Genomic DNA, 15,837 nt, shown 5'->3' on the forward strand with positions numbered 1-15,837 from the left:
GTTAAATTATTTCATGCGAAAACTGCATCATATTTCTGGGCCTATATTATATTGGAATCTGCTAGCTATGATCTTGATTGGTTTAATGGAAGGAATCGGCATCTACATGCTTGTTCCTATGTTAAGTTTAATTGGTGTTTTTGAGATGGGCTCTTCTGGTATACATATCCCCTGGTTAACGGAGCTACTCCACCGATTCTCGGAAAATGGTCAATTGCTACTTGTTTTACTGGCTTTTGTATTTATCCTCTCAGGACAGGCATGGATGCAGCGTCTTCAGACGATTCGCAATACCCGTATTCAGCAGCAATTCATACGAACGCTGCGTCTGGAAACCTACAGTGCACTACTTCGGGCACGGTGGTCTTTTTTTCTCCAAAAACGAAAATCCGATTTCAACCATATATTAACCACAGAACTTGCCAGGGTAAGTCAGGGAACAAGTCTAGTCCTGCAGATGGCAGCTTCGCTGACTTTTACAGCGATTCAGATCGGGCTGGCTTTCTGGTTATCCGCAAAGCTCACATCGCTTGTACTTGTCAGTGGTTTGTTGTTATTTGTATTACTAAGAAAGTTTGTTAGGCGTGCCAAACAGATTGGAGATCAGACTTCCGAATTCTCGCAGAGCTACTACAACGGGATCACGGAGCATTTCAACGGAATTAAGGATATTAAGAGCAATATGCTGGAAAATTTGCATATCCGCTGGTTTGATCGTATATGTAGCCAAATTGAACGTAATGTGGTGCAGTTTAGTCAGTTAAATACAGGTACACAGCTCATTCATCGGGTGTCAGCGGCGATAATCATTGCGGCGTTTATTTACCTTTCTTTACAGGTGATGTCGGTGCCACCAGCCGACCTGTTATTAATTATTTTGATTTTTTCACGATTATGGCCAAGGTTTACAGCGATTCAGTCTAATCTGGAGTACATCAGTTCAATGTTGCCGGCATTTCGGATCGTGAGAGAGTTGAAGGATCAAACGGAGAAGAACTGTGAGATCCGTGAATCAAGGAAAGAGACAGGTATTTCTGCTTCACAGCCTATTGCTCCAATCGATCTGGTAAAAAGCATCGTGTGTGAGGATGTGAATTACCGTTATGAGGGAAGTGACACGTATGCATTAAAGAATGTGCAAGCATATATTCCTGCTCAAGGTATGACTGCTATTGTTGGGAAGTCGGGGGCTGGTAAAAGTACATTTGTTGATCTGATCATGGGTCTGGTGAAGCCTGAGAGTGGTCGTATCCTGATTGATGGAAAACCCTTGACTGAGGAACAGTTATTGAACTGGAGAAGTTCGATCGGGTATGTCTCACAAGATCCTTTTTTGTTCCATACCAGCATTCGTGAGAACTTACGTCTGGTTGATCCGGATGCAAGTGAAGAACAGATGTGGCGGGCACTCCAATTTTCTTCTTCCGCTTCATTCGTTCGCAAGCTTCCGCAAGGCCTGGATACCATTATAGGTGATCGTGGCATACGCCTGTCCGGTGGAGAGCGTCAGCGTCTTGTACTGGCTCGGACCATGCTTCGTAACCCTTCTGTACTGGTACTGGATGAAGCCACAAGTGCACTGGACAGTGAAAATGAACAGCATATCCATGAAGCGATCGAACGATTGAAGGGCCACGTCACAATTATCGTCATTGCACATCGGCTCTCCACGATCCGAACAGCAGACCGTGTCATTGTTTTGGAAGAAGGGCGGGTCATCCAAGAAGGCGGATATCAGCAATTATCTATGGATTCGTCAGGCACTTTCAGCAAATTGCTTCATATGCAAGCTGGTGCTGCTGGACAGTAAACCATAAATTATATTCTTATTAACGAATTAAAGAGAAGCGAGTGTTACTAGAATGAAAAAAGGCGTGCCGCAGAGGGACGCCTTTCTTATCTTTATATTTTCTTGAATTGAATTAATAAGTCAGAGATGAGTTGGCCTGTACAGGAAGATGTAAGGCACCGATTCGCTGCAGATGTTGCACAATTTCTTGAACAGCTTCCTCAATACTGCATTGTTCGGTATCAATGACGAATGAAGGAGAGGTTGGGATATCGTAGGGAGCAGATATACCAGTAAAATGAGGGATTTCACCTTTGCGAGCTTTTTTGTAGAGTCCCTTGGGATCACGCCGCTCACATTCTTCAATAGAACAACGAACATAAACCTCGATGAAATCCTCCGGTTCAAACAGCTGCCTGACCATCTCCCGATCCTGTGCGTGGGGGGAAATGAATGCCGAAAGCACAAGTAGTCCCGCATCTACCATCAACTTGCTTACTTCTCCGATGCGACGCAGGTTTTCCTGGCGATCTGCAGCGGTGAAACCGAGATCCCGATTCAATCCATGCCGTACATTGTCACCATCAAGCACATAACAGCGAACACCTTGTTCATGCAGGGTTCTCTCCAGTGCAAAGGCAATGGAGGATTTGCCCGCTCCGGATAAACCTGTAAACCATATCGTACGACTGCGATGACCGTTGTTATTCTCCCGATCCTGTCGATTTAGACTCGATGCTTGCCAAGTAATATGACGATCTTCCTTCGACATGTTATCCCACCTCTTTTCAACTAATCCTAGTATAATATTTTAACATATTTGCTAGATTATAGACCATGAAAATTATCCGTCAAAGAAGCGTGAACCGTCTGTATATCGGGTATAGATGTTATACACAGAGAGCAGGAGGACAAGATCATGAGTGACAACATTCAAAATATTCAGGTAGGGTTCATATGCCCTGATTGCGGGCAGGAAGTGAACACCTATTTTGTGCAGCAACAAGTGAACACAGTTCGCTGCGAAGGCTGCAATCGGGCTTATACACTCATGAAACCGACGATCGGAGATGAAATTTTGCTGGATTGGGAGCAGGAGGCTCTATATCATAAATTACGTGCAGAACGCTCTGAAAAGGACAATCATAACATGTCAGCGCTCATCATCAAAGTGATAGAGCTTCTAACCTGGCGGGATCAAGGGGACGGTCAGACTCGTGCAATCCAGACGGTAAAAGATTGGCTGGCTACCAGCGGTAAACCTCAGACTTTACTTGAGCTTTTCCATCAACCAACGCAGTCCTCACGCGAGAATAAACGGATATAACGCTAATGATTACATAATATAGACGCTCTTGCGGCATATTACCTGAAGGTGTTTGTGACCATTAAACAAACTGAAATTTCAGGGACAGGAGCGGATAACATGAAGCGAACGGTGCTATATCTGCTGCTCGGCTTGTTTACCATTAGCATGCTGGCATCGCAGGCAGAAGCATCTCCCATTAATGGAGCATACCACTTTGGCTTTAAAAAAAGTCAGAATGGCGAACTGCCTTCCATTGATCAGGAAGGTTTCAAGTCTATTTTGGAGCATAATCATGCCATTTTCTTGGGGGATACCAAACAAAAGGAACTGTATCTGACTTTCGATAATGGGTATGAGAATGGGTTCACACCTGCAATACTGGATGTGTTGCGAGCGAAGAAGGTGCCGGCAGCTTTCTTTGTTACAGGACATTATTTGAAGGATCAGCCGGATCTTGTCAAACGTATGGCTGCCGAAGGGCACATTGTCGGGAACCATTCCTGGAGTCATCCGGACATGACTCGAATTTCCAATACACAAATTAAAGAGGAACTGGAAAAAGTGAAATCTGAAGTGCACCGTCTCACGGGGCAACAGGCTACATTTTTGCGGCCACCTCGCGGTATTTTCAACAATCGTACACTTGCTGAGAGTTATGCTCAGGGATATGTCAATGTGTTTTGGTCTGTTGCCTATAAGGATTGGGACACGAATGTACAGCGTGGTGCACAGTATGCTCATCAACAGGTGCTGAAACAGCTTCATCCGGGGGCTGTCATCTTGCTACATTCCGTTTCGAAAGACAATACGGAGGCACTTGGAGCAATCATTGATGAGGCACGCAAGCAAGGTTATGCATTCAAAAGTCTGGACGATCTGAAGACCAGAACCTATTAACGATCAAATCAAGCGGGCAAGACGAGCATGGATTAAGTTAGTTTTAGTTGAGGTCTGGGTATCAAAGAAAATAAGCTTATTTAGTTGTCATCCCCAACCAAATAAAGGACATGCCTAGCAATCTGCTGAGCATGCCCTTTATTTGTTGTTACCATTCGTCCTAATGAATCGTGTTATAGATTATTCCGGTCGTTTTGGGTCCGCAATGACTGCAAACGACGCAACCTGCCGTAGTTAATTCTACGCGCGCTCCGGTTTGCTCCTGCAGCGTCTTTTTCAGGTTTAACGCATCTTCCTCAGCCATGGTATGAACAACGATCACTAAATCCCGATCAATCTGTTCTCTATTGTTGAGTGTGTTTTGAAGCATCTGTTCCAGCGCCTTTTCTCGTTTACCGCGTACTTTGTAGGCGGGGGACATCTTACCATCGGTTACCCGAATGACGGGACGGATTTTAAGTAGGCTACCAATCAGATTTTGCATACCGGAGCAACGTCCGCCTTTATACAAGTATTCCAGAGTATCGATAACAAACTCTGTACGTACCGTTGGTTTCATGGCTTCAATCTGCTGCGTAATCTCGGCCAGCGTTTTTCCTTGTTCTGCTGCATACACAGCTTTCATTACCATCAAGCCAATGCCTGAGGAGAGATTTTTGGAATCCACTACAGAGATGCGCCCCTCTGGAAATTCAGAACTGGCGAGCAGAGCGTTCTGATAGGTTGAAGAAAGCTCAGAAGATAAGGAGATGTAAAAAATATCGTCGCCTTGTTCTATGTAAGGTTGAAATGCGGTCATGAAATCAGCGGGTGAAGGTGCTGCTGTTTTGGGCAGAGAACCATGGCGACTTACACGTTCGTACAATTGCTCTGGTTTGATCTCTTGTCCGTCCTTCAGGGATTCTTCACCAAACACCACATACAAAGGAATGATGCCGATTTCGTACTGCTGGATCCACTCCGGAGCCAGATCACTGGTGCTGTCCGCAAAAATTTTAATTCGTGGCATGTCAATCTCCTTTTGAATTCAAATATTTGGTCATTCATATGTTAAGTATAACGGGGCAAAGGTTAAGCCACCTAGCTTAATTATAAAGAACCGGGGCTCTCAAGGAAAGCATTACGTCAAGTATATACCGCCAAGTACTAGCACTGTGAAAAACAAAATAAGTAGTCCACTCAGAATCGTGCCAATAACGGCAAAGACTTTCTTGCGATTTTTGAGCGCTAATCCAATAATCCCAAGAATGAGGCCGATGAGATTAAAAACCAGGCAGACAAGAAAAGCCAAAGAACCTAGAACGAATGCCGGATGAATAGCGAGTTCTTCCCGGCTGATTGACGATCCGAGGAGTTCAATGGAGTTATTCAGTACAAGAGACATCAACACAAATGTTACGAGATGCCCTAGAAAACCAACCAGTCCAATAACAAAACTTGCGATCCCCGGCCCTGAATGTTTGAGAGGTATTCCATTGATTTCTGCTGATTCTGGCGGGATTGTATAGTCATCTGAGTTTGGTGAATTGTAATTATTCATTAGGGCACGCTACCTCCTTAAAAGATATCATGATTTGTATAGAATACTGAATGTTTATTACCCTGTATAGTGTCCAGCGATTCTAGATTAGATATGCATAAGGCATTTCTTTTACTTTAGAGCTTGAATTCGCTACAATATATGGAGTAATGGCGTTCGAAACGAATCAAGGGAGAGAGTGGATATGCAACGGAGATGGATGATGCTTGGAGCCATATTAACGATGCTGTCGGTGGCTATTGGTGCATTCGGTGCACATATGCTTAAGGACAAAATTGGTGCAAGTGCAATTGCTACCTACGAAACAGGGGTACAATACCACATGATTCATGCGCTTGCTTTGCTAATTGTAGGATTAACTGCTGGGCAGCTCGGAGCATCAACGAAGCTGAAATGGGCAGCGCGTTTGCTTTTCGCGGGTATCATCATTTTTTCAGGAAGCCTCTATGTACTTAGCATCTCGGGTATCAAAATTTTAGGAGCGGTCACACCGATCGGTGGCGTAGCTTTTATTGCTGGCTGGCTGCTGTTTGCAATGGATGTCTGGCAACGGGGCAAGACCAGTCTGTAGCAGTCTTTGTTAAAGAATAATCGTATAACAAAAGCAACCTGTGCCCGAATGTTTACCGCATTCCAGATCAGGTTGCTTTTTTTGTTTGAATCTTTAAGGCTACAGTAAGAACTCATCTATTTCGTTTGTTCTGAATGTGTAAACTTGTTTTTCATCCACATGATAAATGCTAACCACATTGTTATCCCGATCAAAATTAAGTATTCGACAAGGAATGCTCTGATGCTTGCCATGTTTGTTGTTTACGACAATTCGGGTGAGACGATTTTCTTTAATTAAGGATTCAATCCAGGCATCGAACGAATTCGAATCAGCGACATGGGAAGTGTCTGCAGTAGACTTTTTCTTGTCAACTTTTGAATTTGATTCCTTGGCAACTGGTTCTTGTGGTTGTGATTTGGACGAAACCGAATCAACGATATGGTCTGACTTGTTGGAGTTTAACTGTGCGTTGGAAAATTGTGGTGAATCAAGGAAATTCTGATTAGAGTCAGTAGAAGCTGTTTTAGCCTGAGTCATAGCTTCAATGATTTGACCAAGCACAATTCCGGAGTGAATCCGAAAGTCCGCAATTTGTTCTTCTTTGTTTATGAACTCGATCAGGGACTGCAGTGCCAATGCATTTGAACGGCTCTTAATAAGTATATCGACATTAAATAAATAGCCGACGTCATCTTGATTGGATAAGGTTTGTTTCATTCATCCCAGCCCCGTTAAATAATGTGTAAGCACGTATGTACTCTAATATACTATAGCACTAATATGATGGAAATCATAGTACCAAAGACTTAGAAATCGGTTAATTTTAGAACTCAGAATGATCCTTTGTTTTCCTCATATATTCTTCTTTTTTCATCCCGTGATCAAACCTTTTGCAGGCTTCATGAACCTGACCTACAACTATAATTTAGTAATCAGGACAGGAAGAAGCAGGGGGAATAGGGCATGAACATTTCATATCAGAATCGATTGAGATACGTATATAAGGTCACTTCGTCACGAATCCGCAAAGCGAATTATCATCTGAATTTAACGTACCATGACGCCTCGATAAACGGAGAACTAGCAGCAATTGGAAACCATCAGGTGTTTCGATTCATTGATCAGTTGCGTTCACAGAAAAGAATGGAAGAGCAGTGGATAGAGATTCAACATGAACTCCGACGCGTCAAAGCCTTGAAGACGACAGTTCAGCATAACTTTTCTCTTTTCACGGCAGGTGTCCACACGACGATTCACCAAGAGGCATACAATTATCGTGATCTGTTGAAGAGGAGGTGGATCGTGAGATTATGGTGACGATGGAGCCGATTGTGGTGGGAGAACACGTACTCGTTGGGGTAGAAGTGAAACTTCCCAAAACGACACTGTTAACGATTAATACATCCAAAGGGTACATCATGTGCGGCGCCCTTGATGTGGGGTTATTGAATGAGAAGCTGGGCGATCGCAAAATTGTGGCCGCACGGGCCGTGGGTGTGCGAACATTGGAGCAACTGCTTCATGCACCAATGGAATCGGTGACGACTGAGGCAGAGACTATGGGGATTACAGTAGGGATGACAGGTGTAGAAGCATTGTTAAAAATGATCTGAAGTACGTGCCGGTTTCATTCGGCACCATAGAAATAGAACAGAAAAAAGGGACGAAGTCGGAGGCATCCGTCTTGTCCCTTTTCTTTACAGACCCACAACAATGGTTGCTATATGGGTTATCTGATATATTTTTTTATTCCGCAAATAAAGCCGCGAGGTTCTCCTGGAAAGGCGCACGCACAATACCTTTTTCCGTAATAATTGCGGTAACATATTCGTTAGGGGTAACGTCAAAGGCTGGATTAAACACCTTAACGCCCTGCGGTGCAGTACGCTTCCCAAATCCTTCGGTCACTTCCTCAGCTGCACGTTCTTCGATTGGAATCAGATCGCCGGACGTTGTGGACAAGTCAATGGTTGATAATGGACTTGCTACATAAAAAGGAATATTATGCGCTTTGGCCAGTACAGCCAGGCTGTATGTACCAATTTTGTTGGCAACATCCCCGTTTGCTGCGACCCGATCCGTCCCCACAATGACAGCTTGTACCCAGCCTTTGGACATGACCATACCTGCCATGTTGTCACAGAGTAACGTTACGTCAATTCCGGCCTGTTGTAGCTCAAATGCAGTTAAACGGGCGCCTTGCAGAACGGGACGTGTCTCGTCAGCGAATACCTTCAGATGAATGCCGCGCTCTTGAGCTAGATACATCGGAGCGGTTGCCGTACCGTATTTCGCTGTCGCCAGACCTCCTGCGTTACAGTGTGTAAGTACACCCATTCCATCCTCAAATAAAGGCAGGGCATGTTCACCGATCATGCGGCATACTTCTTCGTCTTCCTTCTGAATTAACAACGCTTCTGCTTCAAGCGCATCTGTGCTTTCATCCAGACTTAGACCAGCTTCTACGACTTGGTTAGCCTTTTGCATCATGCGATCTAATGCCCAAAACAGATTAACCGCTGTTGGACGTGATGTTGCCAAATGTGCACAGACGGATTTGACATGATCCAGCCAGCCTTGGATAGCGATGCCATCATAGGCTTTGGCTCCGAGCACTACGCCGAAGGCCGCAGCAATACCAATGGCAGGTGCGCCGCGTACTTTCATGGAATGGATGGACTCCCATACTTCTTCAGGAGTGTAAAGTTTCAGCATCAGAATCGTTTCGGGCAACAGACGCTGATCGAGCATTTCAAGCTTGTCCTTTTTCCAATTGAGCGAAGACAGAGGCTGATGTTCAGGGGTTGTCATGAATGTTCCTCCGTTCAATAATGTTAGACTTTAACCGTTGCGAGGGCAGAAGATACCAGATCTAGAACCTCACCGATTGTATTTACGTGCCGATTGTTCTTAATCAAGGCTTTACCAACGGCCAGTGCCTTGCGCTGTGCATGTTCACGTTCAGTAGCATCCGTAATGGTGTCGATATCAGCGACGCGGGCAAGTCCTACGATGCGACGTACCATTTTAGCCCCGGCAAAACCGATCGTATCTCGAAAAAGCTGCTGTACATACAGGTTTTGATAACCTGGCGTTTTAGCCATTGGGTCAACGAGAGCGGTAGTCCACAGTGCGCGGAAACGAGTATCGAATTCAGTCCAGACATCACGTACCATGTCCAGTAACTCTGTTTCACGTTTATTCCGCGTAGACTGATCCTGAAAACGGCCAGACAACGAAACATAATGAAGAAGCAGGTTCGCCAGCACGGCGCCTACGTCAAAACCCATCGGCCCATAGAAAGCAAACTCCGGATCAATGACTTTGGTCGACTCGGAAGTTACAAAAATACTGCCTGTATGCAAGTCCCCGTGAAGAAGGGCTTGTCCATGGGTCAGGAATTTTTCCCTGAGCAGGGCGATCTCCAAATGCAGTGCTTCGTCGGTACGAAGAGCTTCCGCTTCATCTTCAATCGCTGTTTCATAGTTGTTATTTTGTGCAATCCGATACGGTTCATCAAAGATCAGGTCTTCTGTTATTTTACATTGGTCAGGGTTGACGAATCGTCCCTGCTGTTCTTTCTTCTGTTGTTGGTTCATGCCGAGGTCTGAAGTGAAGAAGAGGGTTCTCGCCATAAACTCTCCGATATGCTGAGCGAAAAGAGGGTAGGAAGCTCCGTCAATCAGACCCTTGCGCATAATAACATGGTCACTTAAGTCCTCCATGACCGTTAATGCAAGATCATCGTCATAATGATACACTTCGGGCACCATTCCAGGGCACAGACGATATTCTTCCTGCAAAATTTCACGTTCAATGCGAGCACGTACGAGGGAAAGCGGCCATGATTCGCCAACCACTTTCGCATAAGGAAGCGCCTGTTTGATAATGATACTTTTATCGGAGTTTTGATCCGTGATATGGAAAACGAGATTCAGGTTGCCGTCACCGATCTCACGACAATCCAGATTCGCATCTGCCGTAAATGGACCCGGTAAAGTTTTGGCTAATTCGATCGCTTCTTGTGGGGTTAAAGGATGATATTGAGTCAAAGGTGCCACCTCCATATATATGAAGAAACAAGAAAACCCACTTCTTTGCTTGGTTTATGACAGTATATCGGATAAAGCACGTTTTTTGAACTTTTTTTTGAGACAAGTCTGGGTTGTGGTGATTCGAAGATCAGGCTCACGGGTAAAAATGAATAGGCTGGACGGTTGAATAAAACCGCGCCCCATAACACTTCCGCGAAATTAGCGGGTTCTGAACTTGAACTCTCTGTCTTGCGTACAGGGGAACCTGAGATAACGTGGACAGACTACATTTTAAATTAAAGGATGGGATTGAATATGGCTACAAAAAACAAAACAGATCAAGCAAAATCCGTTGAACAAGTACTTAATCGTCAGGTGGCTAACCTGAACGTACTGTATGTCAAAATCCATAACTATCACTGGTATGTAAAAGGCCCGAACTTTTTCACACTGCATGTGAAATTTGAAGAGTTCTATAACGAAATTACAGTGCAAATGGATGAAATTGCTGAGCGTTTGCTTACACTGAAAGGCAGCCCTGCAGCAACGATGAAAGAATATCTCGAGATGGCTTCGATCCAGGAAGCTTCCGGCAAAGAAGATGCGAACGCTATGGTACAGAACCTGATTGAAGACTTCGCTACACTTTCCAATGAGTATCAAGAAGGTATTGATCTGGCCGATGCGGCTGAGGATCAGCCAACTGCTGATATGCTGACAGGCTTTAAAGCGGATTTGGAGAAACATATGTGGATGCTTCGTGCATACCTGGGCTAAACCGTTTCAGGACGGACTCAGATCCGTCTGTCTGTAACTCATTCGTGGTTGATGAGTTCATCCGTAAAGTGTTCAGTGTTGCCTGCTAAAAGTTGTCAGATAAGTGTGAAGCGTCTATACTGCTGTCAAGAGTGACAGGGGAGGACGAACACAATGTTAGACACAGGAGCGATACCGGCATTAAAAGAATGGGCTTCTGCAATTCAAGCTCTGGAAAACGGTCGCCAGATCATGGTGATGCGAAAAGGCGGGATTGTGGAGGAAACGAAACATTTTGAGTTGAAAAGTCCAGCGTTTTACCTGTATCCGACTTATGAGCATCAGCGTAAAGAACTGATCAAGTCCTCGGATCAATCCTATGTTGAAGAGTCGCTGGCCGAATGGGCGCCTGAAGCTTCAACCGTCCGCATTACATCGTATGCTGAAGTAACGCAGGATTTGGAGATTCGAGATCAGGAGATGCTGGATCGACTTCTGGAATATCATATGTGGACAGCGGATTTTGCTGAATCCCGTTTGAAGTGGAAAAAGAAAGATCCGCTCCACGTGTTGATTTTACGTGTGTACCGTTTGCAGGAACCGATGGAAATTCCCGTATTGCCAGAATATAACGGTTGCCGTTCATGGATTTCCATTCCGAATGGTTTGGTGCCGCGCGAAATGACGCCGGTGCTGAACGTTGCGGATTTTGCCGACCAGGTACAGAAGATTAACGAGACACTCAGAATGTAATCTTTTTTATGTGCAAAAACTTGTGTAAATAAAGTGTAAAGGACTTGTCCGGAAATGGATAAGTCCTTTTTCATTTTGATGTGCAAGCTGAACAAACTGTGAAATTTGTGATTTATATCACTGTCCGGCAGATGAAAAGTTGTTTTCTAATTTGATTCAAACAGTCATTTATTATAGAATCATAAGGAATGAAGTTTCCTGAGAAGGACAAGAATTAATAGGAAATGACTTGATAATCATTGAGAATCAGTTTAGAATTATTCTAAAGTGATTGTTGCTCTACAGCATGTGAAGAAAGTATGCCTGAGAGTGGCAAGAAGAAATTGCTTTACAGATGTATGATGAAACAGAGAAAGTCAGGGGAAGCCCTGTTCAGATATAATAGGCGCTTTTTCGTTTTCGACAGTAAACATCAATTTAATCAATGGAGGGAAACAATACACATGACTACGAATTTCGTCATTGAAGGTCTGAAAGCGACCATTGAAGGTAAAGAAATCCTGAAAGGCATCAACTTGGAGATGAAAGGTGGAGAAATCCACGCGATCATGGGACCGAACGGAACAGGTAAATCCACGTTGGCTTCTGCCTTGATGGGACACCCTAAATATGAAGTAACAGACGGTACAGTCACTCTCGATGGTGAAGATGTACTGGATATGGCTGTAGATGAGCGCGCACGTGCTGGTCTGTTCCTGGCTATGCAATACCCGAGCGAAATCGCGGGTGTAACTAACTCCGACTTCTTGCGTAGTGCAATCAACGCTCGTCGCGGTGAAGGTAACGAAATTTCCCTGATCAAGTTCATCCGTCAAATGGAAGGTAAAATGAAAGAACTCGATATGAACCCTGAGTTTGCACATCGTTACCTGAATGAAGGTTTCTCCGGTGGTGAGAAAAAACGGAATGAAATTCTGCAAATGATGCTGCTTGATCCTAAAATCGTCGTACTTGACGAGATCGACTCCGGTCTGGACATCGATGCTTTGAAGATTGTTGCAGAAGGTGTAAATGCAATGAAGAGCGAAGATCGCGGCTTCTTGATCATCACGCACTATCAACGCCTGCTTAACTACATCACTCCAGACTACGTACACGTAATGATGCAAGGTCGCATCGTGAAATCCGGTGGACCTGAGCTGGCTCAACGTCTCGAGGCTGAAGGTTATGATTGGGTAAAAGCGGAACTGGGAATTACAGACGAAACTGTAGGTCAAGAAGCGTAAGGACAAAACGGAGGAGGATAATAAATGACTACACAAACAATTCTTCCGGTTGAATCTGAAGCGCTTCGCGCCTTGTCGGAAAGTAACAATGAACCCGGCTGGTTGACTGAGCAGCGGCTCGAAGCTTTGAAGCTTGCGAGTGAGCTGGCGCTTCCCAAACTGGAAAAACAAAAAATTGAGCGCTGGAGTATCAGCGAGTACGGCACATATAAAGCAGACGCAGCAATTTCTTCCCTGGAAGAAGTACCTTCATCCATCAAAGAGCTGGTTCAGGATCAAGCTGAAGGAAGCCTGGTAATCCAACGTAACTCTGGTGCAGTATATTCCAAATTGTCTGCTGATCTGGCAGCACAAGGTGTCATCTTCACGGATTTGGCTACTGCTGTTCGTGAACATGCTGATCTAGTCAAGCCTTATCTGAACACAGCGGTCAAAGCCGATGAACATTCCATTGCCGCATTGCATGCAGCGTTGTGGAATGGCGGGGTGTTCCTGTACGTTCCGAAAAACGTGAACATTGAAGTTCCACTGCAAGCAGTATTGCTTACAGACGATGCTTCCGCAACATTTGCGCCTCACGTACTCGTTGTTGCCGAAGCAAACAGCTCGGTTACTTACGTAGATAACTACGTGTCTGGTGAGCTCTCTGCACCGGTATTCCATAACGGAGTTGTGGAAGTATTCGTAAAATCGGGTGCAAAAGTACGCTTTGCAACGGTTCACCAACTGAACGTTAACGTAACGGATGTATCCTTCCGCCGTGCTGTTCTGGAAAATGACAGCTCCATTGAATGGATTGTTGGTGAAATGAACAATGGTGATACGGCAAGCAACACGATGAGTGTTTTGAAGGGGAATGGGTCCACTTCGGATTCCAAAGTGATTGCTGTGGGTTCCGGTTCACAGAAGATTAACTACACAACTGAAGCACGTCACTTCGGTAAAAATACGCCAAGCCAAATGATCACACGTGCGGTTATGCGTGAAGAGGCTTCGGCAATCATCAACGGTATCACGAAAATCGAGAAAGGCGCTACAAGAGCCGACGGACAGCAAACCGAGAAAGTATTGATGCTGAGTCCTAAAGCACGCGGAGACGCCAACCCGATCCTGCTGATTGATGAGGATGATGTAACAGCAGGTCACGCGGCTTCTGTAGGTCAAGTGAATGCGGAGCAAATCCATTACTTGATGTCTCGCGGGATTAACCGTACGGATGCGGAGCGCCTGATCATTTATGGCTTCCTTGCTCCGGTGGTGGCGGATATTCCTTTGGAAGCACTGCGTACCCAATTGCAGTCCCTGATTGAGAAGAAGCTGGGACAATGAACCCATCCATTCGCGAGCAGTTCCCGATCCTCCACCAGGAAATCAATGGACACCCGCTCGTATATCTAGACAGTGCTGCGACTTCGCAAAAGCCTCGTGCTGTGATTGACGCGGTTAAACATTATTATGAATATGAAAACTCCAATGTGCATCGCGGTGTGCATACACTCGGAAGCCGGGCAACGGACGCTTATGAAGGCGCTCGTGAGAAGGTTGCCAAGTTTATCAATGCTCGTCGCACGCAGGAGATCATCTTTACACGCGGCACAACGACAGCCCTGAATTTGGTGGCTTCGTCTTATGCTCGTGCCAACTGTAAAGAAGGCGATGAAATTGTTCTTACACAGATGGAGCATCATAGTAACCTGATCCCTTGGCAACAAGTCGCCAAGGAGACAGGGGCCACATTGAAATACATTCCGCTACAGCCAGACGGCCATATTGAGTTGTCTGATGTGGAGCAAACAATCACGAACAAAACTAAAGTTGTCGCGATTGCCTATGTATCTAATGTGATGGGACTCGTGCATCCCGTTAAACAGATCGCTGAAATCGCCCATCGCAATGGTGCAGTTATTGTTGTGGATGGCGCACAAAGCACACCGCATATGAAGGTGGATGTGCAAGATCTGGACTGTGATTTCTATGCGCTGTCTGGTCACAAAATGTGCGGACCAACCGGTATCGGTGCACTCTACGGCAAAAAGGCGCTGCTGGAGTCCATGGAACCAATTGAGTTCGGCGGTGAGATGATTAATGATGTGGGATTGTACGATTCCAATTGGAAAGAACTGCCGTGGAAATTTGAAGGCGGAACCCCGATTATTGCGGGAGCAGTAGGATTGGGCGCTGCCATTGATTTCCTTGAGCAGATCGGCATGGATGAAATTGCTCATCATGAAGGTGTACTGGCCGCTTACGCAACGGAACGCCTGTCAGAGATTGATGGACTCAGCATCTATGGACCAGCTAAACGTCATGTTGGTGTAGTAACCTTTAATCTGGGAGATGTACATCCACATGATGTCGCTACCGTGCTGGATGCGAGCGGTATAGCGATTCGTGCAGGACACCACTGCTGCCAACCGTTGATGCGCTGGCTTGAAGTAAGCTCAACGGCTCGTGCGAGCTTTTATCTATACAATAACGAACAAGATGTAGATCGGCTTGTCAGCGCCTTAATCCAGACAAAGGAGTATTTTGGCGATGCAACTTGATGATCTGTACCGACGTGTTATAATGGACCATTACAAAAACCCGCGTAACCGCGGAACGTTTGACAATGACGTCGTCACGGTGAATTTGAACAATCCAACGTGCGGCGACCGGATTTCACTGCAGCTGATGCTGAATGACGGAATCGTTCAGGAAGCCAAGTATACGGGAGAAGGCTGTTCAATCAGCATGTCTTCGGCATCGATGATGACCGAGGCTGTCAAAGGCAAGACGATTGAACAGGCGCTCGATCTGGCTAACCGTTTCTCCTCATTGATGCAAGGGGAAGAAGTCGATTTCGATGATTATGAAGATCTCGAAGCCCTATCCGGTGTGAACAAGTTCCCTGCACGCATCAAATGTGCCACTCTGGCCTGGAATGCATTACGCAAAGGAATTGACGAAGAGGACAATGTACAATAACGATAGGGAGGTC

At 45.4% G+C, this 15,837-nt stretch carries 18 protein-coding genes; 12 read left to right on the forward strand and 6 right to left on the reverse strand.

What is annotated here, in order from left to right; genetic code table 11:
- Nucleotides 1-13: 13 nt before the first annotated feature.
- Nucleotides 14-1,810, forward strand: a complete 1,797-nt coding sequence (locus H7T88_RS00355; RefSeq protein WP_260510635.1) for an ABC transporter ATP-binding protein — start codon at nucleotides 14-16, stop codon at nucleotides 1,808-1,810.
- 112 nt (nucleotides 1,811-1,922) lie between these two features.
- On the opposite strand, the gene cysC is transcribed toward H7T88_RS00355, so the two are convergent.
- Complete coding sequence (gene cysC, locus H7T88_RS00360; RefSeq protein WP_221786438.1) at nucleotides 1,923-2,561, reverse strand: adenylyl-sulfate kinase; 639 nt, start codon at nucleotides 2,559-2,561, stop codon at nucleotides 1,923-1,925.
- A gap of 147 nt (nucleotides 2,562-2,708) precedes the next feature.
- Between cysC and H7T88_RS00365 the strand changes: the two genes are divergently transcribed.
- Entirely contained in the window at nucleotides 2,709-3,116 is a 408-nt protein-coding gene (locus H7T88_RS00365) for a hypothetical protein (RefSeq protein ID WP_090920012.1), read from the forward strand.
- Nucleotides 3,117-3,215: 99 nt separating this feature from the next.
- Nucleotides 3,216-3,995, forward strand: coding sequence for a delta-lactam-biosynthetic de-N-acetylase (gene pdaA, locus H7T88_RS00370; protein ID WP_090920015.1), 780 nt, complete (start codon nucleotides 3,216-3,218; stop codon nucleotides 3,993-3,995).
- Nucleotides 3,996-4,155: 160 nt separating this feature from the next.
- Here the strand turns inward: pdaA and H7T88_RS00375 are convergent, their stop codons facing one another.
- Together H7T88_RS00375 and H7T88_RS00380 are read right to left on the reverse strand one after the other, a co-directional pair.
- A complete protein-coding gene (locus tag H7T88_RS00375) occupies nucleotides 4,156-5,004 on the reverse strand; it encodes a DegV family protein (RefSeq protein WP_221786439.1) in 849 nt (282 codons plus the stop codon).
- Between the two features lie 111 nt (nucleotides 5,005-5,115).
- Nucleotides 5,116-5,535, reverse strand: coding sequence for a hypothetical protein (locus tag H7T88_RS00380; protein WP_154886794.1), 420 nt, complete (start codon nucleotides 5,533-5,535; stop codon nucleotides 5,116-5,118).
- A gap of 184 nt (nucleotides 5,536-5,719) precedes the next feature.
- Between H7T88_RS00380 and H7T88_RS00385 the strand changes: the two genes are divergently transcribed.
- Nucleotides 5,720-6,106 carry a DUF423 domain-containing protein gene (locus tag H7T88_RS00385; RefSeq protein ID WP_154886792.1) on the forward strand — a complete coding sequence of 129 codons (387 nt, stop codon included), beginning with the start codon at nucleotides 5,720-5,722 and terminating at the stop codon, nucleotides 6,104-6,106.
- A 99-nt stretch (nucleotides 6,107-6,205) separates the two neighbouring features.
- On the opposite strand, the gene H7T88_RS00390 is transcribed toward H7T88_RS00385, so the two are convergent.
- A complete protein-coding gene (locus tag H7T88_RS00390) occupies nucleotides 6,206-6,805 on the reverse strand; it encodes a hypothetical protein (RefSeq protein WP_221786440.1) in 600 nt (199 codons plus the stop codon).
- A gap of 246 nt (nucleotides 6,806-7,051) precedes the next feature.
- Here H7T88_RS00390 and H7T88_RS00395 point away from each other — a divergent pair, with 246 nt between their 5' ends.
- Both H7T88_RS00395 and H7T88_RS00400 read left to right on the forward strand, forming a co-directional pair.
- Nucleotides 7,052-7,405: a hypothetical protein gene (locus H7T88_RS00395; RefSeq protein ID WP_154886788.1), complete on the forward strand. Its 354-nt coding sequence runs from the start codon at nucleotides 7,052-7,054 to the stop codon at nucleotides 7,403-7,405.
- A complete protein-coding gene (locus H7T88_RS00400; protein WP_154887430.1) occupies nucleotides 7,399-7,701 on the forward strand; it encodes a YunC family protein in 303 nt (100 codons plus the stop codon). The genes H7T88_RS00395 and H7T88_RS00400 overlap by 7 nt, the downstream gene beginning before the upstream one ends.
- Nucleotides 7,702-7,834: 133 nt before the next feature.
- Here H7T88_RS00400 and mtnA read toward each other — a convergent pair whose 3' ends face one another.
- Together mtnA and mtnK are read right to left on the reverse strand one after the other, a co-directional pair.
- Entirely contained in the window at nucleotides 7,835-8,899 is a 1,065-nt protein-coding gene (mtnA, locus tag H7T88_RS00405) for an S-methyl-5-thioribose-1-phosphate isomerase (protein WP_123064994.1), read from the reverse strand.
- A gap of 23 nt (nucleotides 8,900-8,922) precedes the next feature.
- Nucleotides 8,923-10,140, reverse strand: a complete 1,218-nt coding sequence (gene mtnK, locus H7T88_RS00410) for an S-methyl-5-thioribose kinase (protein ID WP_221786441.1) — start codon at nucleotides 10,138-10,140, stop codon at nucleotides 8,923-8,925.
- Nucleotides 10,141-10,437: 297 nt separating this feature from the next.
- Between mtnK and H7T88_RS00415 the strand changes: the two genes are divergently transcribed.
- From H7T88_RS00415 to sufU, 6 genes are all read left to right on the forward strand, one after another.
- Nucleotides 10,438-10,899 (forward strand): Dps family protein, encoded by a 462-nt coding sequence (locus tag H7T88_RS00415; RefSeq protein ID WP_090920097.1) that lies wholly within the window; start codon nucleotides 10,438-10,440, stop codon nucleotides 10,897-10,899.
- A gap of 153 nt (nucleotides 10,900-11,052) precedes the next feature.
- On the forward strand, nucleotides 11,053-11,631 hold the full coding sequence (locus H7T88_RS00420) for a DUF1802 family protein (RefSeq protein WP_090920101.1): 579 nt from the start codon (nucleotides 11,053-11,055) through the stop codon (nucleotides 11,629-11,631).
- Between the two features lie 443 nt (nucleotides 11,632-12,074).
- Nucleotides 12,075-12,857 carry a Fe-S cluster assembly ATPase SufC gene (gene sufC / locus H7T88_RS00425; RefSeq protein WP_090920103.1) on the forward strand — a complete coding sequence of 261 codons (783 nt, stop codon included), beginning with the start codon at nucleotides 12,075-12,077 and terminating at the stop codon, nucleotides 12,855-12,857.
- A gap of 24 nt (nucleotides 12,858-12,881) precedes the next feature.
- On the forward strand, nucleotides 12,882-14,186 hold the full coding sequence (sufD, locus tag H7T88_RS00430) for a Fe-S cluster assembly protein SufD (RefSeq protein WP_090920106.1): 1,305 nt from the start codon (nucleotides 12,882-12,884) through the stop codon (nucleotides 14,184-14,186).
- Nucleotides 14,183-15,403 (forward strand): cysteine desulfurase, encoded by a 1,221-nt coding sequence (locus tag H7T88_RS00435; RefSeq protein ID WP_090920108.1) that lies wholly within the window; start codon nucleotides 14,183-14,185, stop codon nucleotides 15,401-15,403. The genes sufD and H7T88_RS00435 overlap by 4 nt, the downstream gene beginning before the upstream one ends.
- The gene (gene sufU, locus H7T88_RS00440; RefSeq protein WP_090920111.1) at nucleotides 15,393-15,824 is read left to right on the forward strand and encodes a Fe-S cluster assembly sulfur transfer protein SufU; all 432 of its coding nucleotides are present in this window, start codon (nucleotides 15,393-15,395) and stop codon (nucleotides 15,822-15,824) included. Before H7T88_RS00435 ends, sufU begins: the two co-directional genes overlap by 11 nt.
- Nucleotides 15,825-15,837 lie beyond the last annotated feature (13 nt).

The sequence above is a fragment of the Paenibacillus cucumis (ex Kampfer et al. 2016) genome (assembly GCF_019748695.1).
GTDB lineage: Bacteria > Bacillota > Bacilli > Paenibacillales > Paenibacillaceae > Paenibacillus > Paenibacillus polysaccharolyticus.

What these genes read in the sequence shown, in the direction of transcription:
- sufC (WP_090920103.1), top strand. Translation starts at nt 12,075, where the DNA reads ATGACTACGAATTTCGTCATTGAAGGTCTGAAAGCGACCATTGAAGGT.
- H7T88_RS00435 (WP_090920108.1), top strand. Translation starts at nt 14,183, where the DNA reads ATGAACCCATCCATTCGCGAGCAGTTCCCGATCCTCCACCAGGAAATC.
- H7T88_RS00395 (WP_154886788.1), top strand. Translation starts at nt 7,052, where the DNA reads ATGAACATTTCATATCAGAATCGATTGAGATACGTATATAAGGTCACT.
- mtnA (WP_123064994.1), bottom strand. Translation starts at nt 8,899, where the DNA reads ATGACAACCCCTGAACATCAGCCTCTGTCTTCGCTCAATTGGAAAAAG.
- H7T88_RS00400 (WP_154887430.1), top strand. Translation starts at nt 7,399, where the DNA reads ATGGTGACGATGGAGCCGATTGTGGTGGGAGAACACGTACTCGTTGGG.
- sufD (WP_090920106.1), top strand. Translation starts at nt 12,882, where the DNA reads ATGACTACACAAACAATTCTTCCGGTTGAATCTGAAGCGCTTCGCGCC.
- sufU (WP_090920111.1), top strand. Translation starts at nt 15,393, where the DNA reads ATGCAACTTGATGATCTGTACCGACGTGTTATAATGGACCATTACAAA.
- H7T88_RS00380 (WP_154886794.1), bottom strand. Translation starts at nt 5,535, where the DNA reads ATGAATAATTACAATTCACCAAACTCAGATGACTATACAATCCCGCCA.
- cysC (WP_221786438.1), bottom strand. Translation starts at nt 2,561, where the DNA reads ATGTCGAAGGAAGATCGTCATATTACTTGGCAAGCATCGAGTCTAAAT.
- pdaA (WP_090920015.1), top strand. Translation starts at nt 3,216, where the DNA reads ATGAAGCGAACGGTGCTATATCTGCTGCTCGGCTTGTTTACCATTAGC.
- H7T88_RS00415 (WP_090920097.1), top strand. Translation starts at nt 10,438, where the DNA reads ATGGCTACAAAAAACAAAACAGATCAAGCAAAATCCGTTGAACAAGTA.
- H7T88_RS00385 (WP_154886792.1), top strand. Translation starts at nt 5,720, where the DNA reads ATGCAACGGAGATGGATGATGCTTGGAGCCATATTAACGATGCTGTCG.
- H7T88_RS00375 (WP_221786439.1), bottom strand. Translation starts at nt 5,004, where the DNA reads ATGCCACGAATTAAAATTTTTGCGGACAGCACCAGTGATCTGGCTCCG.
- H7T88_RS00355 (WP_260510635.1), top strand. Translation starts at nt 14, where the DNA reads ATGCGAAAACTGCATCATATTTCTGGGCCTATATTATATTGGAATCTG.
- H7T88_RS00390 (WP_221786440.1), bottom strand. Translation starts at nt 6,805, where the DNA reads ATGAAACAAACCTTATCCAATCAAGATGACGTCGGCTATTTATTTAAT.
- H7T88_RS00365 (WP_090920012.1), top strand. Translation starts at nt 2,709, where the DNA reads ATGAGTGACAACATTCAAAATATTCAGGTAGGGTTCATATGCCCTGAT.
- H7T88_RS00420 (WP_090920101.1), top strand. Translation starts at nt 11,053, where the DNA reads ATGTTAGACACAGGAGCGATACCGGCATTAAAAGAATGGGCTTCTGCA.